The sequence below is a fragment of the Microvirga yunnanensis genome, from assembly GCF_025460875.1.
In genome coordinates, this window is the sequence record NZ_JAMXFI010000005.1 from 62850 (window position 1) to 84111 (window position 21262).

General features: G+C 66.8%; 22 protein-coding genes and 1 tRNA gene. 12 read left to right on the plus strand and 11 right to left on the minus strand.

Annotated features, from left to right (window positions below; all coding sequences use genetic code 11):
• Nucleotides 1-383 precede the first annotated feature (383 nt).
• Nucleotides 384-809: a hypothetical protein gene (locus NF876_RS04085; RefSeq protein WP_262267571.1), complete on the minus strand. Its 426-nt coding sequence runs from the start codon at nt 807-809 to the stop codon at nt 384-386.
• A gap of 404 nt (nt 810-1213) precedes the next feature.
• Between NF876_RS04085 and NF876_RS04090 the strand changes: the two genes are divergently transcribed.
• From NF876_RS04090 to NF876_RS04110, 5 genes are all read left to right on the plus strand, one after another.
• A complete protein-coding gene (locus tag NF876_RS04090; protein WP_262267572.1) occupies nt 1214-1504 on the plus strand; it encodes a hypothetical protein in 291 nt (96 codons plus the stop codon).
• A gap of 39 nt (nt 1505-1543) precedes the next feature.
• Complete coding sequence (gene cax / locus NF876_RS04095) at nt 1544-2671, plus strand: calcium/proton exchanger (RefSeq protein ID WP_262267573.1); 1128 nt, start codon at nt 1544-1546, stop codon at nt 2669-2671.
• Between the two features lie 7 nt (nt 2672-2678).
• Nucleotides 2679-3113, plus strand: coding sequence for a potassium channel family protein (locus tag NF876_RS04100; RefSeq protein WP_262267574.1), 435 nt, complete (start codon nt 2679-2681; stop codon nt 3111-3113).
• A gap of 320 nt (nt 3114-3433) precedes the next feature.
• The gene (locus NF876_RS04105) at nt 3434-4678 is read left to right on the plus strand and encodes a flavin monoamine oxidase family protein (protein WP_262267575.1); all 1245 of its coding nucleotides are present in this window, start codon (nt 3434-3436) and stop codon (nt 4676-4678) included.
• A 169-nt stretch (nt 4679-4847) separates the two neighbouring features.
• Nucleotides 4848-5615, plus strand: coding sequence for an SDR family NAD(P)-dependent oxidoreductase (locus tag NF876_RS04110; RefSeq protein ID WP_262267576.1), 768 nt, complete (start codon nt 4848-4850; stop codon nt 5613-5615).
• Between the two features lie 96 nt (nt 5616-5711).
• Here NF876_RS04110 and NF876_RS04115 read toward each other — a convergent pair whose 3' ends face one another.
• Nucleotides 5712-6128 carry a (R)-mandelonitrile lyase gene (locus tag NF876_RS04115; protein ID WP_262267577.1) on the minus strand — a complete coding sequence of 139 codons (417 nt, stop codon included), beginning with the start codon at nt 6126-6128 and terminating at the stop codon, nt 5712-5714.
• A 368-nt stretch (nt 6129-6496) separates the two neighbouring features.
• Here NF876_RS04115 and NF876_RS04120 point away from each other — a divergent pair, with 368 nt between their 5' ends.
• A complete protein-coding gene (locus NF876_RS04120; RefSeq protein WP_262267578.1) occupies nt 6497-7477 on the plus strand; it encodes an aldo/keto reductase in 981 nt (326 codons plus the stop codon).
• Between the two features lie 234 nt (nt 7478-7711).
• Here NF876_RS04120 and NF876_RS04125 read toward each other — a convergent pair whose 3' ends face one another.
• The 3 genes from NF876_RS04125 to NF876_RS04135 all read right to left on the minus strand — a co-directional run bounded on the left by NF876_RS04125 (nt 7712) and on the right by NF876_RS04135 (nt 11909).
• On the minus strand, nt 7712-8806 hold the full coding sequence (locus NF876_RS04125; protein WP_262267579.1) for a replication protein RepA: 1095 nt from the start codon (nt 8804-8806) through the stop codon (nt 7712-7714).
• A 1324-nt stretch (nt 8807-10130) separates the two neighbouring features.
• Nucleotides 10131-10826, minus strand: coding sequence for a gamma-glutamylcyclotransferase (locus NF876_RS04130; protein WP_262267580.1), 696 nt, complete (start codon nt 10824-10826; stop codon nt 10131-10133).
• Between the two features lie 324 nt (nt 10827-11150).
• On the minus strand, nt 11151-11909 hold the full coding sequence (locus NF876_RS04135) for an aldolase/citrate lyase family protein (protein ID WP_262267581.1): 759 nt from the start codon (nt 11907-11909) through the stop codon (nt 11151-11153).
• Between the two features lie 57 nt (nt 11910-11966).
• Here NF876_RS04135 and NF876_RS04140 point away from each other — a divergent pair, with 57 nt between their 5' ends.
• Nucleotides 11967-12116, plus strand: coding sequence for a hypothetical protein (locus NF876_RS04140; protein WP_262267582.1), 150 nt, complete (start codon nt 11967-11969; stop codon nt 12114-12116).
• A 41-nt stretch (nt 12117-12157) separates the two neighbouring features.
• Here the strand turns inward: NF876_RS04140 and NF876_RS04145 are convergent, their stop codons facing one another.
• Nucleotides 12158-12811, minus strand: coding sequence for a GntR family transcriptional regulator (locus tag NF876_RS04145; protein ID WP_262267583.1), 654 nt, complete (start codon nt 12809-12811; stop codon nt 12158-12160).
• Nucleotides 12812-12901: 90 nt separating this feature from the next.
• On the opposite strand from NF876_RS04145, the gene NF876_RS04150 reads away from it, so the two are divergent.
• Entirely contained in the window at nt 12902-14608 is a 1707-nt protein-coding gene (locus tag NF876_RS04150; protein WP_262267584.1) for an IlvD/Edd family dehydratase, read from the plus strand.
• 531 nt (nt 14609-15139) lie between these two features.
• Entirely contained in the window at nt 15140-16120 is a 981-nt protein-coding gene (locus NF876_RS04155) for an aldo/keto reductase (protein ID WP_262267585.1), read from the plus strand.
• Nucleotides 16121-16211: 91 nt separating this feature from the next.
• Here the strand turns inward: NF876_RS04155 and NF876_RS04160 are convergent, their stop codons facing one another.
• The gene (locus tag NF876_RS04160; protein ID WP_262267586.1) at nt 16212-16880 is read right to left on the minus strand and encodes a DsbA family oxidoreductase; all 669 of its coding nucleotides are present in this window, start codon (nt 16878-16880) and stop codon (nt 16212-16214) included.
• Between the two features lie 132 nt (nt 16881-17012).
• The gene (locus tag NF876_RS04165) at nt 17013-17762 is read right to left on the minus strand and encodes an extensin-like domain-containing protein (RefSeq protein ID WP_262267587.1); all 750 of its coding nucleotides are present in this window, start codon (nt 17760-17762) and stop codon (nt 17013-17015) included.
• A gap of 88 nt (nt 17763-17850) precedes the next feature.
• Here NF876_RS04165 and NF876_RS04170 point away from each other — a divergent pair, with 88 nt between their 5' ends.
• Both NF876_RS04170 and NF876_RS04175 read left to right on the plus strand, forming a co-directional pair.
• Nucleotides 17851-18711: an EcsC family protein gene (locus NF876_RS04170; RefSeq protein WP_262267588.1), complete on the plus strand. Its 861-nt coding sequence runs from the start codon at nt 17851-17853 to the stop codon at nt 18709-18711.
• A 40-nt stretch (nt 18712-18751) separates the two neighbouring features.
• Nucleotides 18752-19294, plus strand: coding sequence for a DNA-3-methyladenine glycosylase (locus tag NF876_RS04175; protein ID WP_262267654.1), 543 nt, complete (start codon nt 18752-18754; stop codon nt 19292-19294).
• A gap of 22 nt (nt 19295-19316) precedes the next feature.
• Here NF876_RS04175 and NF876_RS04180 read toward each other — a convergent pair whose 3' ends face one another.
• Both NF876_RS04180 and NF876_RS04185 read right to left on the minus strand, forming a co-directional pair.
• A complete protein-coding gene (locus tag NF876_RS04180) occupies nt 19317-19754 on the minus strand; it encodes a hypothetical protein (RefSeq protein ID WP_262267589.1) in 438 nt (145 codons plus the stop codon).
• A gap of 438 nt (nt 19755-20192) precedes the next feature.
• Nucleotides 20193-20417, minus strand: coding sequence for a hypothetical protein (locus NF876_RS04185; protein WP_262267590.1), 225 nt, complete (start codon nt 20415-20417; stop codon nt 20193-20195).
• A 111-nt stretch (nt 20418-20528) separates the two neighbouring features.
• Here NF876_RS04185 and NF876_RS04190 point away from each other — a divergent pair.
• Nucleotides 20529-20613 (plus strand) — tRNA-Leu (locus tag NF876_RS04190).
• Between the two features lie 58 nt (nt 20614-20671).
• On the opposite strand, the gene NF876_RS04195 is transcribed toward NF876_RS04190, so the two are convergent.
• Nucleotides 20672-21244: a L,D-transpeptidase gene (locus NF876_RS04195; protein WP_262267591.1), complete on the minus strand. Its 573-nt coding sequence runs from the start codon at nt 21242-21244 to the stop codon at nt 20672-20674.
• Nucleotides 21245-21262: the final 18 nt, after the last annotated feature.

A 21262-nucleotide genomic window follows, 5' to 3' on the forward strand; every position in this document is an offset into this window, starting at 1 on the left:
CTCTCGCCCCTCGTCCCCCATCTTGCCACCCATTTTGGGGCCCGAGGCTCCTTCTCTTGAATGGCGCATCGGTTGAGGCGGACCCAGCGGGCCACGCTAGTGAAAACCGGGTCCACTTTTCCGTCCGACGCGCTAGGGGCCTTCCGGACCTGTGCCGCCTCGTTCATCGGCGGCGCTCGGGTTTGGCTCGGCCATGTGGACCGGGCCCACATGCTTCACAATCCCGGCGGCGGCGCAGATGACCCGCAGCCCGCAACGGGACAGCTTATACCCGCCGGCGGGTCGTGCTTGATCGCTTGGGACAGAGTCTTGACAGTTTGAGACTGTCCTCAACCGGCCGAAGGGGAGGAGCGGCGCCCCAGGGTCGGTTCATTTCCCGACTCTCACCGGGAGCACTGCTTGTACTCCGTGCCGGTCGTATCCCGCTCGTTGAAGTAGCGCCGCAGCGAGCCGTCGGGTTGCAGGGACATGAGAACCCGGACCTCGCTGCCCGCCACCGAATTGGCGCAGTCGAGGACGAGGAGCTGACGGTCCCCGGTCGGCCGGGCGGACTTGATGCGGCACGTCGCCTGGGGCGTCCTCAGACGGCTGCCGGTCACGATGAAGGCGGGAGCGAAGATGTCGACCGGTCGCTTGAACGATGCTTCCTTGCCGGACGAGGCGTAGACCTCCGCGCAATCCGCGCTGCCCGACAGCCATGCGCCCTGGAACCGGGCGAGCCCGCTCTGCGCCAATGCGCCGGACATGGCGGAGGACATGATCAAGATCAGGCCGAGCCCGGCAGCGCCCAGGAATCCCGCAAGTCTCATCGTGACCTCCCCGAGGACCGAATCGTCGTCCTCTGCTGCCCACCGATGCAACATGGTAGGCGGGCCGCACCACCGTGCTTGACGGAAGAGGACAAGCGCTTGGCAGTTTGGGCCATGGGCGTCGCGTCGATAGCGGGCGCCTCCCGGTCTGACCGGTGCGGTTCGGGCTCCATGAGCCCCACGGGAGAGGCGCCAAGGGAAAGGCGCCACGGGAGAGGCACCTGGACGGGCGCTGCGACGAGGCTGGAATCAAGGCGGAGCCTTCGGCGCTCCGATGGGAACGGGCGGCGATCGGCTCGCCGAGATCGCGCCATGCGGCGGCGCAAAGTGTCAAGCGGTTGTCCCATCCGATCAAGCGCCGAGTTCCTGCTCGGGTACGGTGCCTTTCGAAAGGCGGAGAAGCCATGAGGGCGCTCCTGGTGGCCGCCGGCATTGCGGGCTTCGTCACGGGTGCCGGCGCCCAGTCCGGCTCGACGACCCTTGCGATGACCTGTGCCCAGGCCAGAGGGATCGTGGCTTCGCGGGGCGCGGCCGTGCTGCGCACCGGACCGGCCACCTACGACCGCTACGTTCGCGATGGGAGCTTCTGCGCCTTCCGGGAGACCGCCCGTCCCGCCTGGGTCAGGACGGCCGACGTCGCGCAATGCCCGGTCGGAGGGGTCTGCGGCTCGGTCGAGATCGATAATGGGCGGTGAGCCGAGCTGTTCGGACCCACGCGGGAAAGAGACGAGGCCATGACGGACAAGCCCTATCCCGACGCACACGCGGCAGCTGCGGCCTCCCTGCTGAAGCCATCCCTTCTGTGGCTCCTGGTTCTCGCGCCCGTCGCCGCCAGTCTCGACCGTGCGGGCATCGCTCCGGCCGGTGTCGTCTTCTTCTGTGCCGCCTTGGCCATCATGCCGTTCGCCAAGCTCATCGTCCAGGGAACCGAGCATGTGGCCGCCCATACCGGGGCGACGATCGGGGGTCTGCTCAACGCGACCTTCGGCAACCTGCCGGAGCTGATCATCGCCATGACGGCCCTGCGCGCCGGCCTCGTGGAGATGGTCCGCGCCTCCATCGTCGGAGCGCTGCTCGCCAATCTGCTGGTGGCGCTCGGCCTGTCCTTCCTGCTCGGCGGCCTCCGGCATCACAGTCAGAAGTACAATCCGGATGCGGTGCGAACCTACTCGTCGACCATGGTGCTCGCCTGGATCAGCCTGGCGCTCCCGAGCGCCTTCCACCGTGTCCTGGAAGAGGAATCGCACCTCGGGGTGCATGCCACCCTGGATCTCGTCGTGGCCGCCGTCCTGCTCGCGCTTTATGGGCTCTTCCTGCTCTATTCCTTAAGAACCCATCCGGAGACCTTCGCCGAGCTGAGCACCCCGGCCGACACCGGAACGCACGATCATCCCAGCCTCGCATGGGGTGTCGCGACGCTGCTGGCCGCGTCCCTCGGTGCGGCATGGATGAGCGAGATCCTCGTGGGGGCGGCCGAGCAGGCCGGCCACTCGCTGGGCATGTCGCAGATGTTCATGGGAGTGATCGTGCTCGCGCTCGTCGGCGGCGCCGCCGAGTCCGGCTCGGCCATTGCCATGGGCCGGGCCGACCGGGTCGACCTGAGCATCGGCATCGCCCTCGGAAGCTGCGTGCAGATCGCCCTCTTCGTTGCTCCCGTCCTCGTGCTGATCGCACCGGCCATCGGGCCGGCGGAGTTCCGTCTGGTGTTCTCACAGGCCGAGATGTGGATGCTGTTCGGGGCGGTGCTCCTGGGCGCGACGGTTGCGACCACGGGCCAATCCAACTGGTTCAAAGGCGCACAATTGGTGGCGCTCTACGTCATCATCGCGGCCATCCTGTACCTCATCCCGGCGCCGCAATAGGTGGGCCATGTTGCGACAGCTTCTCGTGGGTGGCGCCGTCAGCCTGGGCAACATCGCCATCCATGCGGTGGTGATGGCGGCGGTCGTGGCGACCGGCCGCCGGGCCCTGACATGGAAGCACAGTTCGGCCCGGACCTGGCTTCCCGTCCTCATGGTGGCGGTCGTCGGAGTGCTCCTGGTCGCCCACATGGCGGAGGTCGTCACGTGGTCGCTCGCCTATGCGTTCCTCGATGTCGCTCCGCCCGGGGCCGACGTGCTGTACTTCGCCTTCGTGAACTATACCACGCTGGGCTACGGCGACGTCCTGCCGGGAGAGCGCTGGCGCCTGCTCGGACCCATGGCGGCCATGAACGGCGTGCTGCTGTTCGGCTGGTCGACCGCGGTCATCTTCGAGGTGATGAGGCAGGGGATGCGGATCCGCGACCATAAGACCGAGTTGTGATCGCATGCAGGGGGGGAGACACGCCGACGGCCATCACCCGCGACAGCGAGGCGCTTCCCGCGCCCGTACCAGCCGATTCTCCGCGTGATCGGCGCCGATCGCATCGTCCGGCCCATCCGCGAGGCCTGGATCGACCATCCCTGCCAGCCGCGACCATGGTGTCCGGAGCGCCGGGCGACCCTGGCTGAACAAAAGCCGCCTCCGGCCCATTGACGTGAGGCCCGGGACGGATCGCGCGGGAAAGCCTCGGTCGGCTTTGCCATGGACGCTCGAACGCCGCGGGTGTAGGTGAGCATGATCGCAGCGAATGGACGAAATGGATGGGGATCGACTGGGACGTCGTCATCATCGGAGGTGGCGCCGCAGGGATTGGAGCTACGCGCCGTTTAGCAGAAAGCGGAGTGTCCACGCTGTTGCTGGAGGCGTCGCAGCGGATCGGCGGCCGTGCCTTCACGGCGAAACTCGCCGGGCATGCGCTCGACCTCGGCTGCGGCTGGCTCCATTCGGCCGATCGCAATCCGTGGGTCCGCATCGCCGAAGCGTCCGGCTTTGCCGTCGACCGCAGGCGGTCGGCCTGGAACCAGCAATATGGCGACCTCGGTTTCTCCCAGGCGGAGCAGGAAGCCGCCGATGAGGCTTACGCCGCATGGCACGACCGTCTGATCAGGGAGCTCCCGCCGGGAGATCGCGCCGCCGATGCCCTGGAGCCGGGCGGGGCATGGAATGCCTACCTTCAGGCGATCAGCGGCTATATCAGCGGCGCCGGCCTCGAACGTCTCTCGGCTGCCGATTATCTCGCCTACGACAGGGCTTCGACCAGGTATAACTGGCGGGTGCCGGCGGGATACGGGACCCTCGTGGCGGCGAGCCTTCCGCCCACCGTCGCGCTTCGCCTCGCCACTCCGGTTGAAGCCATCGATCTCGACACCGACGGTGTGAGCATCGTGACGCGTGCGGGTTCGATCACGGCGCGCAGTGCCATCCTCACCGTCTCGACTTCGGTGCTCGCCGGCGGGACGATCAGGCTGCCGGCCGCGCTCGACGATTGGCGCCATGCCGCCGGAAGCCTGCCGCTCGGTCGGAACGAGAAGCTGTTCCTGGAGATTGTCGGAGAAGGTCCGTTCGAACCCGAGACCCATGTGATCGGTGATCCGCACGACGCCGGAACGGGGTCCTACTATATCCGCCCGTTCGGCCGCCCCGTGATCGAAGGATTCTTCGGCGGGGAGGGGGCCCGGGCTCTGGCCGAGAGCGGCCCCGCGGCCGGCTTCGCCCAGGCCGTCGATCAGCTTGCAGCGCTGTTCGGCTCGGAGGTCCGAGCCGTGCTCCGTCCGCTGGCCATGTCCGCCTGGAGCCGGATGGAGCATGTGGGCGGCGCCTACAGCTATGCCCTTCCCGGGCGCGCGGGTGCGCGCGATAGTCTCGCTCGTCCCTTCGACCAGCGGCTGTTCTTCGCCGGGGAGGCGACGGAGCGGTACGATTTCTCGACCGCCCACGGCGCCTACCAGAGTGGGCTGCGGGCTGCCGAGGAGGTCGTCGCCTCGCTCGGTGTCCGCGCGCGCTAAAGCATCGGACGTGAAAAGTGGACTTGCACTTTTGGGATCCATCCGATGCTTTCTTCTTGAATGAGAGCATCGGTCAGGACGGACCCAGCGGGCCGCGCCAGCGAAAACCGGTGCCACTTTTCCGTCCGATGCTCTAACGTCAGCGCGTCGACGGAACAGGGGGAGCGCCATGGCTTCGGTCTTCATCACCGGCAGCACGGAAGGACTGGGTCGGGCGGCCGCGCAGGCTCTGATCGAGCAGGGGCACCGGGTCGTCCTGCATGCGCGCTCGACGCAACGCGCCTCAGCGCTCGCGGAGCTCTCGCCGCGTGCGGCCGGCATCGTGGTCGGCGACCTGAGCCGTGCAATTGAGACCCGCTCGGTCGCCGCGCAGGTCAATGCCATCGGTCGCATGGATGCCGTGATCCACAATGCGGGCATCTATGCGGTGCAGGGCCGGTCGGCGACCCCGGAGGGGCACGCGGCCATTCTCGCGGTCAACACGCTGGCCCCGTACATCCTGACGGGCCTGATCGAACGCCCTCGACGGCTGATTTACCTGAGCAGCGGAATGCACCGGAGCGGCACCGGGCCGCTGCACGACATCGACTGGACGGAGCGCCGCTGGGATGCAACCCGGGCCTACGCGGAAAGCAAGCTCTACGTTGCGGCGCTCGCTCTTGCCGTCGCGCGGCACTGGCCGGAGGTCTCGAGCCATGCGGTCGATCCGGGCTGGGTCCCGACCCGGATGGGCGGTCGTGGAGCGCCGGACGATCTGGAAGAGGGGCATCGCACCCAGACCTGGCTCGCGGTGAGCAACGATCCGGCCGCAAGGGTCGGCGGTGGGTACTGGTACCACCGCGAGCGGCAGGCCCCGGCCGCGCAAGCGTCCGATCCCGTGTTCCAGGACGCGCTCATGACCAGACTTGCTGCTCTGACCGGCATCTCGCTGTTCTGAACCGGGAGGTTGGCTCCGGCTCAAGGCGCCCGGGGTCGCGCGTCCTCGACCCGGTGAGCCGCCACACCGGGCCCCCCTCGAGCGTCTCGCCGCCGATCAGACTGGCCGTGCCCTGGCCGACCTCCCGTATTGCTCGTCGGTGACGTGCTCCATCCAGTCGACGGTCGAGCCGTTGAGCTTCTCCTGGATGGCGATGTGACTCATGGCCGTGGTCGGAGACGCGCCGTGCCAGTGCTTCTCGCCTGGAGGGAACCAGACCACGTCGCCGGGCCGGATCTCCTCGATCGGCCCTCCCTCGCGCTGAACGAGGCCGAGGCCCGTCATGACGATGAGGGTCTGTCCGAGCGGATGCGTGTGCCAGGCGGTGCGGGCGCCGGGCTCGAAAGTCACGAGGGCACCGGCGACCCGCGCCGGATCGGGCGGGCTGAACAGGGGATCGATCCGCACTGTCCCGGTGAAGTACTCCTGCGGTCCCGTGCCGGACGGCTCCGCTCCGGCTCGCTTGATGTCCATGGTCGACGTTCCTTGTCTGCGTGCGCAATGGGCTGCCGTCGACGATGTATCTACAGCATCCGACGTGAAAAGTGGGCCCAATATTGGGATCGGACCCGATGCTTCCTTTCTTGGCTGGCGCACCGTTGGACGCGGACCCGCGGGGCCGCGTGAGCGGCCTCGGGGAGGGCCTGCGTCCAGGCCCGGCATCCGGCCGCGACGCCCCCATTTCCTCAATAGGTCTGCCGACACTCGGTTGCCCGCTGGTCGATCCCTCGACGAGCCATATAACTGGTCCACCCGTTCGGGAATTCGCCCAAGGCCCCTGTGTCCTGTCCGGGCCGCGACGGGGCCGGTGCCGCCACAACGAATGCAAGGAGAACACTGTCATGGATTATGTGAGGCTCGGCCGCTCCGGCCTTGAAATATCCCGCCTGTGTCTCGGCTGCATGACCTACGGAGTTCCCGGTCGCGGAAACCACCCCTGGACTCTGGACGAGGAGCAGAGCCGCCCCTTCATCAAGCGCGCGCTCGAGCTCGGCATCACGTTCTTCGATACGGCCAATGTCTATTCCGACGGCACGAGCGAGGAGATCGTCGGCCGCGCGCTCAGGGATTTCGCCCGGCGGGACGAGGTGGTGATCGCCACGAAGGTGCATGGACGCATGCGCCCGGGACCGAACGGGGCCGGGCTCTCGCGCCTGGCCATCATGACCGAGATCGACAACAGCCTGCGTCGGCTCGGCACCGATTATGTCGACCTCTACCAGATCCATCGATGGGACTACGCGACACCCATCGAGGAAACGATGGAGGCCCTGCACGACGTCGTCAAGGCCGGCAAGGCTCGCTACATCGGAGCCTCCTCCATGTATGCCTGGCAATTTTCCAAGGCACTCTACACGGCGGACCTGAACGGCTGGACGCGCTTCGTGTCGATGCAGAACTACTACAATCTCCTCTACCGCGAGGAAGAGAGGGAGATGCTGCGCCTGTGCCAGGCCGAGGGCATCGGCGTCATCCCCTGGAGCCCGCTTGCCCGCGGCCGCCTGACCCGCGACTGGGATGAGAGCAGTGCCCGTTCGGAGACGGACGAATTCGGCAAGTCGCTGTACGCCACGACCGCCGAGGCCGATCGCCGGGTGGTGGAGAGGGTGGCCGAGATCGCGGCCCGGCGCGGCGTTCCGCGGGCGCAGGTGGCACTGGCTTGGCTGCTGCACAAGCCGGTCGTGACCGCACCGATCGTCGGCGCCACGAAGCCGCAGCACCTGGACGATGCCGTAGCCGCCCTGTCCCTGACGTTGAGCCCCGAGGAGATCGCGCAGCTGGAAGAGGCCTATGTGCCGCACGCTCTCGCCGGGTTCGTTTGAGCGGAAGCGTGCTCAAGCATCGGACGTGAAAAGTGGACTTGCACTTTTGGGATCCATCCGATGCTTTCTTCTTGGATGAGAGCATCGATCAGAACGGACCCAGCGGGCCGCGTCAGCGAATACCGGATCCACTTTTCACTGACGCGGCCCTCTGGGTCCGTCCGATGCTCCAGGCGCCTCATCGAAGCCGTGGCCCCGGGTTTTCGAGACCGGGCCGAATCGAAGTCTGCGCTCCTAAGCGGCTGATGCGCTGAGCTTTTCCGCTTTCGGACGTCTGGGCTGGACGAGAAGTTCGCTCGGGTCCGTCGGGAGCAGAAGCATCCCGCCTTCGTCGAGCGACACGCGCAGGCGCGGAAACACTTCCTTGATATGAGCCAGGTCCCCCTTGAAGGCCTGCTTGAAGCTCCGGATGCTGGCGTTGTCGGAGCCGAATTGCTGATGAAGATTGTCCCAGCTCAGCTTCAACGGCCGTTGCACCGTCCGCAGGCGGTATCCGAGCCAGAACAGCATGTCGAGTTTCCGGGCCGAGCCGGAGAACGCCCGCGCGGCCCGGATGTCGACCGGGAGCGCGTGCTGAATGAGGTTCTCATAAAAGTCGGCGTGGAACTGAACCGTGTTCGACCACAGCAGGCCCTGATCGGAGTTGCCGGTCAGCCAGATGTCGAGCTGACGGAAAGGCGGAACGTTCAACGTGCTCGACCGCGACGCACCGTCCCAGAGGCCGAGCTGCATCGTACAGGCGGCCAGCCGGTTCAACTGCTCTTTGAACTGCCGGAGCGTCCCGCGCTCGCCCCCTGTCACGGGGAAGCCCATCTGCTTGATGAAGCCGGAGAGACTGTCTGCAACCTCGATCCGGGCGCTGCGCTGGCGAACGGCCTCGGTGCAGAGGTGAAGCAGGACGAGACGGGCCTTGGGCCCATAAGGCAGCCCCTGAACCTCCATTTGGCCCGTCCGCGGGTTCTTCAGGCGACCGGCCATGATGCTGAGCGTGTTCCGGCCATACTCGCGGAAGAACTCGCGCTCGCCCTTGGGTTCGCGATAGGGGAGCCCGCACAGCGCCAGAACGCTGTGAATGTGCTGGATGTTTTCCGGGGAACTCGGCGCGGCCTCGATCAACTCCCGCACGGCATCGCGGCGCCTTTGATCTCGGCTCATCGCGGCGCGCCGCGCTTCGACGGCGGATTGCTTCGCCCGCTGGGCGTCGCGCTGCTCCTGCTTATGGGCGATGTGCTCGACAATGGTCTTGAACATGAAATGACCGCGGGCGCGCTCGACCTCCTCCAGGAGGTCGGCATCACGGATCGTGGCGAGATGGTCTTCAGCGGTCATATTGCCTCTTGGACTCGTCGGGCGTGGAGATGGCTCGCGGACTCGCAACGCGCCGAAACCGGCCTCGGGTTCCTCGCGGTGACCGGAGATCGGGAGTTATCCAGAGCTTTCATCGCCCCAGGCGCGGGCAGGGTCGGCCGATACCAAGGGAGACAGACCGGCTCTCGCCGATGTCCGGCGCGGTCGCGCGTCCCGGTCAGTCACACGCAGAGTTCAATACGCCCCGCAGGGCAGCGGAAGAATGTGGGCTTCCGGCCGTTCGTCCGGAGCTGCGCAGAATTCGATACGCTTCGATCAAAACGCCGTCCGAGACGGGATGAGAACGCCCTCCGGGCGGAGAGGCTTCGAGCCTGCGCAGAGTTCGATGCAGGCTCCATGAAATTTTCGGCTTGAGCGACAAGCCTTTAGCCAAATGGCTTCGCCGAGTCCGATGCGCGGCTGCGCAGACTCCTATGTTGAGGCCCGCTTTTTCAACGCCGAGTCCAATGCGATCGAGCGCAGAGTTCGATACGGGACCACGCAGACTTCTATGCGGATTCCGCGACTAAGGGACTGACGCGATTGAGCTTTCTCCGCCTGCATATACCTGACTCATAATCTTCCTGAATCTGAATCGATTCAAATACTTACCTATGGTGCTGAAAGTCCCGCTTTTCGTGGGATTCTTCATCCGATCGAATTCGGTCCGCAAGGTGGCTCCACGGGCCCGGCTCCGCCCGATGGAGGGCGAATCGAACTCTTCGTAGACCCGAACAGCAGGGCGACCCAGCGCCTCGCGCGGCCCTGTCCCGAACGATGCGCCGCTTCAAGATGGGAGCATCGGACAATCGGGATGGCCGGGACAGGCCCGGCCATGACGGGGGAGTGATCGTGGGAGGGTGCTCGCACCGGCCCATCCCACCCACCACGTCATCACCGGGCTCAAGCATCGGACGTGAAAAGTGGACTTGCACTTTTGGGATCCATCCGATGCTTTCTTCTTGAATGAGGGCATCGGTCAGAACGGAAAACCGGATCCACTTTTCCGTCCGATGCTCTCGTCCCGGTGATCCCGCTTGTCTGTGGCGCGGCGTTTCACCGGATCGGGATGGCCGGCACAAGGCCGGCCATGACGTGGGTGGGGCGTGGGAAGGGGGGCGCCAAGGCGATGGTCACCCTCGCACGTCATCGCCGGGCTTGTCCCGGTGAGCGCGATCGGCAGACCGCCGAGCGCCCCGCGCGGTCCTGCGGGTCCGCCCCGAACGATGCGCCGCTTCAGGATGTGAGCATCGGATCTCGAAGGCGAGTCCACCTTTCACGTGCGATGCTCAAGGCCTCCGATCGCTCAGTCCCGGTATTCGTGCACCAGCCGCGCAAGCCTTTCGAGGTGGTGGTCGTGGATTTGAAACCCCTCGAGGCCACGGATCGTGTCGAAGAGGTAATCCCGGCATGAGCCGAGGGCCCCGTGAGCGGTGGCGATCACCCGGGCCGTGTCGGCCTCCGAGACCGGACGCACATAGTTCGGCGCTGCCCGGTTGATGGTGAAGGCGATGCCGGCAGCGCCGTGGGGCAGATCCGGGCTGGTCAGCGTGACCCAGCGCGGCACATACGCTCCTGTCACCATCTCGCGCCGCCAGACCAGTTCGAGTTCCGTCTCCGCCTCGGAGCGCGGGATGCGAAAAGCCACACCCCTGCAGGAGCCTCCTCGATCCAGTCCCAGAACCAGGCCGGGGCGCTCCGGCGTCCCGCGCCCGATGGGCGTGGCCAGGCAGAACTGGCGGTGCCACCCCCGGATCAGCACGGGTTGACGCTCGGCATAATGGAAGGCCGGGTTCCAGATCAGGGAACCATAGCCGAACAGCCAGACATCCTCGCCAGGATTGGGTTGGGCAGCGAGCGTCTCCTCCAGGGATCGGCGCCGCTCCTCGTCGCCGAGCACCCGAAGGTTGGTTCCCGAACGTGCGATCATCTCGCCGACGAAGCCGTTCCGCAGAGCCTCCCGGGTCAGGGGATGCTTGTTCTTCCCGATCGATCCTTCCATCCCGGTCTCCGCCTCCGCGGCCGGACGGGCCGCGAGCCATTCGCACCCGGACGAGGATCCACTTGCCCTCGATCCGAGACAATCGGTTTTATGGAGGTTTGAGGCTACCGTATGTTCATGCCCAGAGCATCGTCCCCTAAAGTGGAAACCACTTTAGGGGACGATGCTACACGCCTTGCTGGCGCATCGGCGACGCGGCCCTCTGGGTCCGCAGGATGCGCCCGATGCATGGCGGCGCCGTACTGAGGGCCGGACATTTTCATCAGACCGGCGCCAATCGGGCTCTCATCGGCCATCTGACGGAGTGCTCTCCGAGGGCTGCGATCAGAAGCTCTGCGCCAGGTCGTCGGCGCCCTTGACCAGAAGCCCCAGATCGGACCCGACGGCAACGAACCCATAGCCCCATTCAATGTAGCGCCGGGCATCCGCCTCGCGCGGGGCAAGAATGCCGGCAGGCTTCCCGACGACCCGAAGCCGCCGAACGGCATCGCGAATGGCGGCCTGTACCTCGGGGTGCTGAGGGTTTCCGATATGGCCCAGGGATGCGGACAGATCCGCCGGTCCGATGAATACGCCGTCCACACCCTCGACTCCGGCGATGGCCTCCAGCTCTCCAAGAGCCTGCGACGTCTCGATCTGCACCAGGACGCACGTCTCCTGGTCGGCCTGATTGAGGTAGGCCGGCAGGCGTCCGTAGCCGCTCGGACGGCTCACCGACGTGATGCCGCGGATGCCCGCCGGAGGATAGCGACAGGCCGCGACGGCCTGCTCCGCCTCCTGGGCGTTCTGAACAAACGGGATCAGAACCGCCGGTGCCCCGATATCGAGGAGACGTTTGATGAGGACGGGATCGTTCCAGGCCGGACGCACGATGGGTGTCGCGGTTCCGCCGGCGAGGGCCTGAAGCTGGCTCAGGATCCCCGGAACTTCGTTCGGGGAATGCTCCATGTCGAGAAGAATCCAGTCGAAGCCGCTCTGGGCGATGATCTCCGCCACGATGTTGCTGCAGAGGCTGCTCCAGAGGCCGATCTGCAGCTTCTCCGCCTTGAGGGCGGCTTTGAAGGCGTTGCGCTGAAGGTCCATCGTTGATCACCCTTGTGTTGGATCATTGTTTCGGTCGTTTTCATCGCGAGACGGGACATGGGCCCAGGACGGGACATGGGCCCAGGACGGGACATGGGCCCCGGTCGGCCGCTTCTCGGGGCAAAGCCGGGATTCCTGACCGAATGCGGCGCATCGCCCGGCGTGCAGAAGCAACTGCCCCTGACGCCTGATGCGCTCGCGCTCTGACGAGCCTCATCATCACGGTGTGGTCTCATCGATCGTGAGCATCATCCAGTCCTGCCGAAGCGTTGCTCGAGGGCGGCAAGGTACGCTTCCCGGGACGGCCTGAGGTGGTCCTGGCAAAGCTCGACCAGCCTTTCCCGATCGGACGCTTCGAGAGCCTCGATCATCGCTCGATGGTCGTCCCTGGCCCTGGCGAGGAGCATGGGATTTGCCGCCGTGTAGGAGCGCACTCCGTGAGCCTTCTGCGCGAGGGTCCGGATCGCTTCGATCAGGTGCGGATTGCCACAGGCTCCGAAGAGCGCAGTGTGGAAGGCCATGTTCGCCCTGAAGGCAGCCCGGGCATCGCCGCGCTCGACAGCGGCCGAATGCTGCTGGTGGATTTCGACCAGGGTCGCGATCGTCTCCGGCCGGGGTGGCAGCGGGATCTCTCGTGCTGCCAGGGTCTCCAAGGCCTCCCGGACGAAATAGATCTGGCGGACGTCGGTCGGGCTCAGCATGCGCACTGTCGCGCCCTTGTTTTGAACGCGCTCGACCAACCCCATGCGTTCGAGTTCGGCGATCACCTCGCGCACCACATGCCGCTTGACGTCGAAACGAGTCGCGATGTCCTCCTCGATCAGTCTCTCCCGCGGTTGCAGCCACCCGAGGACGATTTCCTCCTCGAGGGCATTGGCGACCAGTCTCACGCGATCGGTCAATGCCCGACGTTCCCCACCATCCATACGGCCCTCGTTTTCGTCTCAACATTATTGTTGACAATCTTGTTAGCACGTCAATGATCTCTCGTCATGAGCAATGATCCCAAGCCTTCCGCCTTCGGCCTGCGGCGCAGTCTCACCAGCTATGGCGATCCCGGCTTCTCCTTGTTCCTGCGCAAGGCCTTCATCAAAGCGGCTGGCTTCTCCGACGATGCGCTGGAACGTCCCATCGTCGGAATCACGAATACCTTCAGTGACTTCAATCCCTGCCACGGGAACGTGCCTCGCCTGATCGAGGCGGTGAAACGGGGCGTCATGCTGGCCGGCGGACTGCCGATGGAGTTCCCGACGATCTCCATCCACGAATCCTTCGCCAGCCCGACCAGCATGTTCCTGCGCAACCTCATGGCCATGGACACGGAGGAGATGATCCGAGCCCAGCCGATGGATGCGGTCGTGCTGATCGGAGGCTGCGACAAGACCGTGCCGGCGCAGCTCATGGCGGCCGCGAGCGCCGACGTCCCGGCGATCCAACTGATCACGGGTCCGATGCTGGTCGGCTATCACAAGGGCGAGATGCTGGGGGCCTGCACCGATTGCCGCCGCCTCTGGGGGCAGCACCGGGCCGGACTCATGGACCAGGACGAGGTGGAGGTCGTCAGCGGCCGTCTGGCCCCGACCCAGGGGACGTGCATGGTCATGGGCACCGCAAGCACCATGGGCTGCCTCGTCGAGGCGCTCGGCATCGCCCTGCCGGGGACCGGCTCGATTCCGGCCACCCATGCCGACCGGATCCGTGCCGCCGAGGCGAGCGGCCGCCAGGCGGTCGCGTTGGCGCAGGGCGGGATACGACCCAGCGAGCTCCTGACCGAGGCGGCGTTCCGCAACGCCATGGTGGTGCTGCAGGCCATCGGCGGTTCGACCAACGGGTTGGTGCATCTGGCGGCGATCGCCCGCCGGCGCGGCATCAAGATCGACCTGGACGAGTTCGATCAGATCGGGCGCGAGGTTCCCGTGCTCGTCGACCTGAAACCCTCGGGTGCCAAGTACATGGAGCATTTCCACTGGGCCGGCGGTGTTCCCCGCCTGTTGCAGGAACTGCGCGATCACCTCGATCTGGGGGCCGTCACGGTCACCGGCGCGACCATCGGGGCCATCGCCGACCGCGCCGAGGACGTGCCCGGTCAGACGATCATCCGGAGCCTGGACAATCCTCTCAAACGGGCCGGTGCCATGGCTGTCCTTCGCGGAAATCTCGCGCCTCTCGGGGCGGTGATCAAGCACTCGGCGGCATCGCCCGAGCTTCTGCGGCATACCGGCCGCGCGGTCGTGTTCGAGTCGGTGGAGGATCTCGTCGCCCGTATCGACGATCCGGAGCTCGACGTGTCGGCGGACGACGTTCTCGTCCTGCGCAATGCAGGCCCGAAAGGAGCCCCCGGGATGCCCGAGGCCGGCTATCTGCCGATCCCGAAGAAGCTCGCCCAGGCGGGCGTGACGGACATGGTCCGGATCTCGGACGCGCGCATGAGCGGCACCGCCTTCGGGACGATCGTGCTCCACGTCGCGCCCGAATCCGCGACCGGCGGCCCGCTAGGCCTCGTGCGCAGCGGAGACCTGATCCGACTGGATGTGCCCGAGCGGCGCCTCGAGCTTCTCGTGGATGAAGACGAGCTCGCGCGCCGCGCTCAGGAATGGCAGCCGCCGCGTCACCTGTCCGAAGAGAAGCGAGGATATTGGGGCCTCTATCTCAGGAGCGTGTTGCAGGCGGACGAGGGCTGCGACTTCGACTTCTGCTGACACCATTCTCGAACGCGTACGAGCTCACTCCCGTGCCGGCCTTGCGACCGGGATCACCGGGACAGACCCGGTGATGACGTGAGAGGGTGGTGTGAGCGGGTGATGATACCCTCCACACGTCATGGCCGGCCTTGTGCCGGCTATCTCGATCTTTTGGGGCGCGGCGCCTCTCGTATCGAGATCACCGGGACGAGCCCGGTGATGACGAAGGGGTGGCCATCCGTCCGAGCGATCAAGACAGGGGCCCGGACGATGAGCCTCACTGCTCCTAGAGCATCGGACGGAAAAGTGGACCCGGTTTTCCGTTCTGACCGATGCTCTCATTCGAGAAGAAAGCATCGGATGGATCCCAAAAGTGCAAGTCCACTTTTGGGTCCGATGCTTTAGAGCCTCGGACAGACGAAAGCGGGCCACGCTGGTGACCCGCACGATGCGCTGCTCAAGAAAATCAGCATCGGCCCGGAAAGTGGGTTCACTTTCGAGGCCGATGCTGTAGGCCTTCTCGTTTCCATCAGCCAGGATATCACCCTCATGAAGAAGCGCTCATTTGGCAGGACGGGTCAGCGGGTTGGAGAGATCGGCTTCGGCGCCTGGGCCATTGGCGGCAGCTGGGGCAACGTCTCCGAGCAGGATGCCGAAGCGGCCCTCCAGGCGGCCCTCGATGCCGGCGTCACCTTCATCGATACGGCTGACGTCTATGGCGGCGGCCGCTCCGAACGGTTGATCGCGCGCGTTCTGAAGCAAAGACGCCAGGATGACGTGATCGTCGCGACGAAGGCGGGTCGTCAGCTGAACCCTCATGTCGCGGATGCCTATACGGCCGACGCGCTCACGCGCTTTGTCGAAGGTTCGTTGGAACGGCTGGAGACCGAGGCGCTCGACCTCGTGCAGCTGCATTGCCCGCCCACGGAAGTCTACTACCGGCCGGAGGTGTTCGAGGCCCTCGACCGGTTGGTCCAGGCAGGCAAGATCAGGCATTACGGCGTGAGCGTCGAAAAGGTCGAGGAGGCCATCAAGGCGCTCGAATATCCGATCGCAAGCGTGCAGATCATCTACAACCTGTTCCGCCAGCGCCCGGCCGAGCTGTTCTTCCGGCTGGCTCGGGAGCGCCAAGTGGCGGTGATCGCCCGGGTGCCGCTCGCCAGCGGCCTGCTGACGGGAAAGTTGAGCGCCAGCAGTCAGTTCGCGGCGGATGATCATCGAGCCTTCAACCGGCACGGAGAGGCGTTCGATGTCGGCGAGACGTTCTCGGGCGTCCCCTTCGAGGTCGGCCTGAAGGCTGTCGAGGAGTTGCGGACAGTGGCCGGTACCGTGCCGATGGCGCAGTTCGCGCTACGGTGGATCCTGATGAGCGAAGCGGTGTCGGTGGTCATTCCGGGGGCGCGCAATCCCGATCAGGCGGTCTCGAATGCGCGAGCGGCTGAATGGCCTGAATTGACGGCGGGCCAGATGGAGGCCGCCAGGAGCATCTACGACCGTCTGATCCGTCCTCATGTGCATCAGCGCTGGTGAGCGCCTTCATCGGAATGGGCTCCGGGACTGAGCCTGTCCACAGGGCCCGCGGAGGCTCAAAGCCGCGGCGACATCCGCAACCCGCGCGTGGTCATGCGCCGGTCGAGGCTTGCTCAAGCTCGGCGGCGATGCCGCGCAGGGCCTGCTCGAAGGAACCGGCCGGCTGGCCGCCGGAGATCAGCCAAGTTCCATTGATCACGATGGCCGGCACCGAGCGGACGCCGCGGGAGATCCACTCCCGCTCGGCGCCGCGGACCTGCTCCCCATAGCGTCCCGACGCCAGAATCTCGCGCGCCTCGTCGCCGTCGAGGCCGGCCGCGACGGCGGCATCCACGAGAACTCCATGGTCCGACACGTTCGCGCCATCGGTGAAGTTCGCCTTGAACAGGGTGTGCTTCAGCGCCCGCTGGCGTCCGACGATCCCCGCCCAGTGGAGCAGGCGGTGGGCATCGAACGTGTTGTAGATCCGGCTCTCCTCCGTCATGTTGAACGGGAAGCCGACCTCGGCGCCCCGCGCTCGGATCATCGCGCGACTGGCGGCCGACTGCTCGGCCGTGGAGCCGTACTTCTCCATGATATGCTCGGCGAGGTTCTGCCCTGGAGGCAGCATTCCCGGATTGAGTTCGAATGGCTGGAAGGTGATGTCGGCCGCCACCGCGTCCGCGGCATTGGCGAGCGCCTGCTCGAGCCCCCGCAGGCCGATCACGCACCACGGGCAGGCCACGTCGGAGACGAAGTCGATCTTCAGGTGCTGGGTCATGGCGCTGCTCGCGATCGTTCGTGGACAGGGTGAGGTCACGGGATTGCCGGGATATCACAGTGTCGGGACCTCCAGGGGGAGAACCCTCGAGATCTTCGTTCACGTTCAGGCGATCCGAGCCGCGACTGTCGCCTATTGGCAGATCCGGTAACGGTCGCTCGATCCGTGCTGCTCGATGTCCACGTGCAGGTGGTCATGGTGCGCCTCGTCCGAGCCGGGGCCGAGGATCGTCGTGAACCAGCCGCAGGCTGCTGTCCGCAGGGCTGCGAGCGCCGGATCCGGCGCGGCGTCGGGTTCGGGCCTGATCCGCAGGGTCGTCCCGTTGGCGAGCTCGAAGCCGGCGATGTCGATTGCGAGCCCCTGCGCATGGGCCGAGAGCTTGCCCGTGGTGGCCCGGTTCCGGTTGCGACACTCGAAGCCGGGGCCGGTCTGGACGGCCTTCAGGTCGCTCCCCTTGATGCCGGCGACGAGCGGGGCGACGAGATCGCCGATCCAATGCCCGAACGGTCCGGCGAAACGGCAGGCCAGGACCGGCTGATTGGCGAGCCGGACGGTTGTCTCCGGCTTCGTCGGAACCGGCACGGCCGTGAGCCGCACCGGTGTGTCGATCCGGCAGAGCTCGTTCGAGACCTGGGGCGGCTCCGCTGGCTCGATCTCGAACCCGGCCGCCTTGAGGCTGGCCAGGCAATCGTCGGGCGCCGGCAAGGCTGGTGGGGGCCCGCCCGCGGTCGGCGCCGGAGCTGTCTCGGGCCGTGGAGCAGGAGGGGGGGCGGGAGAAGGCGTCTCGATCGGCCTTGGGGGCGGCAGAGGCGGCACGGGCTGCGCCGCGGCGACTTGCGCCATCAGCACGGAAACGACGGCCGCGGCAGATCTGATCGACATCGGCTCCTCCAGCCCCGCAGATCAACGCCAAGCTGAGTCGAAGGGTTGCGGGCTGTTCGAAGCGGCCGGGAATCCCCAATTAGAGGGCATGAGCCAGGACCTTCGACCCCAGACACCGCCGCCCTCGACCGCAGACCACGCCGCGCCGCCGGAGATCGCCCTCTCGGACGAGGACCGCGAGGCGCTGCGGCAGGCCGTGCTCGCCCTCGAGGGGCCGAGCTACGTGGCTCGGCTTTCGGCCCTGGCCGGTCGGCCGGTCGAACTGCTCGGGCAGGCGCTTCCGGTGCCGGTCTCGGACGTGATCTCGAAGGCCACCCAGACGGCGCTCACCCGTGCCCTGCGTTATGCGCTCAGGACGATTCCGAAAGAGGGCAGGGATCCCGAGACCCGCGTCCACAAGGCGCTGGCGGTCCTGTCCGGGGCCATGGGCGGGGCGCTCGGCATCTCGGCGGTGCTGGTGGAGCTTCCGGTTTCGACCACGATCATGCTGCGGTCGATCGCCCGCATCGCGCAGAGCGAGGGCGAGGACCTCGCGGATCCCGAGACGGCTTTGGCCTGCGTCCAGGTCTTCGCCCTGGGCGGACATTCCGGCTCGGACAACCTGCACGAAGCCGGCTACTTCGCCGTACGGGCCGCCATGGCGAAGTCCGTCACCCGCGCCCTGCAGCAGATGGCCGGGCGCGGCGTCGTCGACGAGAGCACCTCGGCCATCCTGCGCCTGCTGACCCAGATCGGAGCCCGGTTCGGAGTGGTCGTGTCGCAGAAGGTCGCCGCCCAGGCGGTGCCGGTCATCGGGGCGATCGGCGGGGCGGCCGTCAACGCCGCCTTCATCGATCATTTCCAGACGCTGGCCCGCGGGCATTTCACCGTGCGCCGGCTGGAGCGGAGCTACGGCCGGGGGACGGTCCGGGCGGCCTATGACCGGATCCGGGCTCAGGAAGGCCTGTGAGCCGGTGCCCGTCCCGAAGTCACTGCGGAAGGACGCGATCCTGTCGCCCGCGTTCTTCGCCCGCGATGCCGTCGCGGTCGCCCAGGATCTCGTCGGGGCGACTCTGCTCGTCGACGGAATCGGCGGGGTGATCGTCGAAACCGAGGCCTATACGGGCGACGATCCGGCCTCGCACAGCTTCTGCGGCCCGACCGTGCGCAACGCAGCCATGTTCGGGCCGGCCGGGCATGCCTACGTGTACCGGTCTTACGGGATCCACTGGTGCCTGAACGTCGTCTGCCTGCCGGGGAGCGCCGTCCTGATCCGGGCCTTGGAGCCCGCCGACGGCCTCGAGACGATGATGGCGCGGCGAGGGCTCGACGATCCTCGCCTTCTCTGCTCGGGTCCTGGCCGTCTCTGTCAGGCCCTGGGCGTGACGATCGCCCATAACGGGCTGCCGTTGGACCGGGCGCCCTTCCGGGTCTTCGGCCGGAAGGTCCCGGCTCAGGTGACCGCGGGGTCGAGGATCGGGATCACGCGCGCCACCGACAGGCCGTGGCGCTTTGCGCTTGCGGGGTCGCGCTTCCTCAGTCGGAAGATCTGATCGGGATTCTGTTCCGGCCCGGTCACCACCGGGGCCGTGGTTCGTCCCGGCGCGGGTCGTCGGCGAAGCCCGACCGGGGCCCATAGGGCTCGCCCCGCCGGGTGTGTTCCGGCTCGTCCGGCCAGCGCGGCTCCTGCCCCCGCTCGGATTCGGAGATGCCATTCAGCAGGGCGAGGCTGCCCCGGAGCACGGAGCGGACCGCGTCGACCGCCATGTCGGCGATGTCGCGCAGGCGCAGGTCTCCGATGTCGGCGGCAGAGCGATGCTGGGCCTCTCCGTAGGGCGCATAGGGGTCAGCTGCGGAGTGCCCCGGCATCAGGCTCGAGAACACGCCGGCTCCCCCCAGAAGCACGATCAGGACCAGGGGAACCACGAGGCGGAACGCCAGGCCGACGATCCTCGACACGATGACGTAGCCGATGATCAGGACGATTGCAGTCGCGACGATGCCGGTGCTCAAGGACCTCGTACCCCCATGATGGTCGATGCGGAGCGGGGTCCTTCCGAAACATCGACGGCTTTTTTGTGAGCCTGGCGAATGCAGGAGCGCGAACCCCGACCGCGCCGCTCTTCCTAAGCGGTCGCTAGGCATCGTGCGAACGAAAGCGGGCCCCCCTCGTGAGCCTCTAGGTCCGCCACGAACGATGCGCCGCTCCAAGTTGGGAGCATCGCCCAATCGGGATGGCCGGCGAGACGCGGGTGATGAACGGCCGGCCATGACGTGTGGAGGGTGTCATCACCGGGCTTGTCCCGATGACCTCGGTCGGAAGACCGCCGAGCGCATCGTGCGGTCGAAAGCGGGTCGCTGACGCGGCCCTTCGGGGCCGCACTCAACGATGCGCCTGCCAAGAGTGGAGCATCGGACCCGAAAGTGGGCCCCCTTTTCATGTCCGATGCGCTAGACGACCCGGGCCGCACGAGCCAGGGCGGTCTCGAGGAGGGTCTGCACCCGGCGCCGCCGGGCCGCCTGGCGGAATGTCGCCGCCACGCAGGGGCACCCGTGTCCCTCCAGCGCCGAGGCCAGGAGGGCGAGTTCCTCCGCCAGGCCGTCCCGCGCGAAGGCCGCGTCGTCCAGAGCGTCGTCGTCGCGAGGAGTCGCATGCGATCCGCACGGGTCGTTCATCGGCAGCCTCTCGTCGTGATGGGTGGGGTTCTGTCGCAGATGTGATCGGCACCCCCGGAGCGCAAGGCCGGGGCTTGCGGTCGGCGCCCCGATCCGCTAGCCGATGGGAGCGCGGCCGTGGCGGAATTGGTAGACGCACTACCTTGAGGTGGTAGCGGGGAGACCCGTGGAGGTTCGAGTCCTCTCGGCCGCACCATGGCTCCTCTTGGTGAAGAGGGCCTCGTTGGAGCGGCCCTCTGGCGCCGCACGATGCGCTAGGGCTGTCGTCCGACCGCGCTTCGCCGGATTGGGCCGCCGCCTGACATGATCCCGTCCGTGAGAGGATCGAAGCTGGTGAGCCGGCTGGAGTCGAGCCGGGTCCCGTTCCTGCCGCCGACGATCGTCCCGATCGGGTCGAATCCGGTGATCTCGATCCTCGTGTTGGCCGGGCCTTCGGCCTCGACGAGGGCGAAAAGGAGACGGGCATTGGTCGGCGACAGCCGGATGCAGCCATGCGATGCGGGGGAGCCCAGAAGGCCGGTGGCGCGGCTGCCATGAATGGCGTGACCGGAATCCGTGAAGAAGATCGAGTGCGGCATCGGCGCGTCGTCCCATTCCCGCGAATAGTGCTCCCTCGCCAGGCGCGAGGGCGTGAAGGCGCCGGTGGGAGTCGAGTAGTCGATCGTTCCCGTCGAGACGGGCCACGCGTAGCGTTCGACGCCGTCCACCGACACGGTCATGCGCTGGGTCGTCTTGTTCACCGCGATGGAGACCTCCGCGCCCGCGGCGGGAGCGGCGATGCCGGTCGCTCCCAGGAGCAGGCAGGCGAATGTGATCCATTCTCGCATCGGTCGGTCTCCCCGGGT

Bases quoted from the DNA above. Each gene is read 5' to 3' on its own strand.
- NF876_RS04160 (WP_262267586.1), bottom strand. From the start codon at position 16,880: ATGACCCAGCACCTGAAGATCGACTTCGTCTCCGACGTGGCCTGCCCG.
- NF876_RS04100 (WP_262267574.1), top strand. From the start codon at position 2,679: ATGTTGCGACAGCTTCTCGTGGGTGGCGCCGTCAGCCTGGGCAACATC.
- NF876_RS04130 (WP_262267580.1), bottom strand. From the start codon at position 10,826: ATGGAAGGATCGATCGGGAAGAACAAGCATCCCCTGACCCGGGAGGCT.
- NF876_RS04185 (WP_262267590.1), bottom strand. From the start codon at position 20,417: ATGAACGACCCGTGCGGATCGCATGCGACTCCTCGCGACGACGACGCT.
- NF876_RS04170 (WP_262267588.1), top strand. From the start codon at position 17,851: ATGAGCCAGGACCTTCGACCCCAGACACCGCCGCCCTCGACCGCAGAC.
- NF876_RS04195 (WP_262267591.1), bottom strand. From the start codon at position 21,244: ATGCGAGAATGGATCACATTCGCCTGCCTGCTCCTGGGAGCGACCGGC.
- NF876_RS04165 (WP_262267587.1), bottom strand. From the start codon at position 17,762: ATGTCGATCAGATCTGCCGCGGCCGTCGTTTCCGTGCTGATGGCGCAA.
- NF876_RS04135 (WP_262267581.1), bottom strand. From the start codon at position 11,909: ATGGACCTTCAGCGCAACGCCTTCAAAGCCGCCCTCAAGGCGGAGAAG.
- NF876_RS04140 (WP_262267582.1), top strand. From the start codon at position 11,967: ATGGGCCCAGGACGGGACATGGGCCCAGGACGGGACATGGGCCCCGGT.
- NF876_RS04090 (WP_262267572.1), top strand. From the start codon at position 1,214: ATGAGGGCGCTCCTGGTGGCCGCCGGCATTGCGGGCTTCGTCACGGGT.
- NF876_RS04085 (WP_262267571.1), bottom strand. From the start codon at position 809: ATGAGACTTGCGGGATTCCTGGGCGCTGCCGGGCTCGGCCTGATCTTG.
- cax (WP_262267573.1), top strand. From the start codon at position 1,544: ATGACGGACAAGCCCTATCCCGACGCACACGCGGCAGCTGCGGCCTCC.
- NF876_RS04115 (WP_262267577.1), bottom strand. From the start codon at position 6,128: ATGGACATCAAGCGAGCCGGAGCGGAGCCGTCCGGCACGGGACCGCAG.
- NF876_RS04125 (WP_262267579.1), bottom strand. From the start codon at position 8,806: ATGACCGCTGAAGACCATCTCGCCACGATCCGTGATGCCGACCTCCTG.
- NF876_RS04105 (WP_262267575.1), top strand. From the start codon at position 3,434: ATGGGGATCGACTGGGACGTCGTCATCATCGGAGGTGGCGCCGCAGGG.
- NF876_RS04150 (WP_262267584.1), top strand. From the start codon at position 12,902: ATGAGCAATGATCCCAAGCCTTCCGCCTTCGGCCTGCGGCGCAGTCTC.
- NF876_RS04120 (WP_262267578.1), top strand. From the start codon at position 6,497: ATGGATTATGTGAGGCTCGGCCGCTCCGGCCTTGAAATATCCCGCCTG.
- NF876_RS04110 (WP_262267576.1), top strand. From the start codon at position 4,848: ATGGCTTCGGTCTTCATCACCGGCAGCACGGAAGGACTGGGTCGGGCG.
- NF876_RS04155 (WP_262267585.1), top strand. From the start codon at position 15,140: ATGAAGAAGCGCTCATTTGGCAGGACGGGTCAGCGGGTTGGAGAGATC.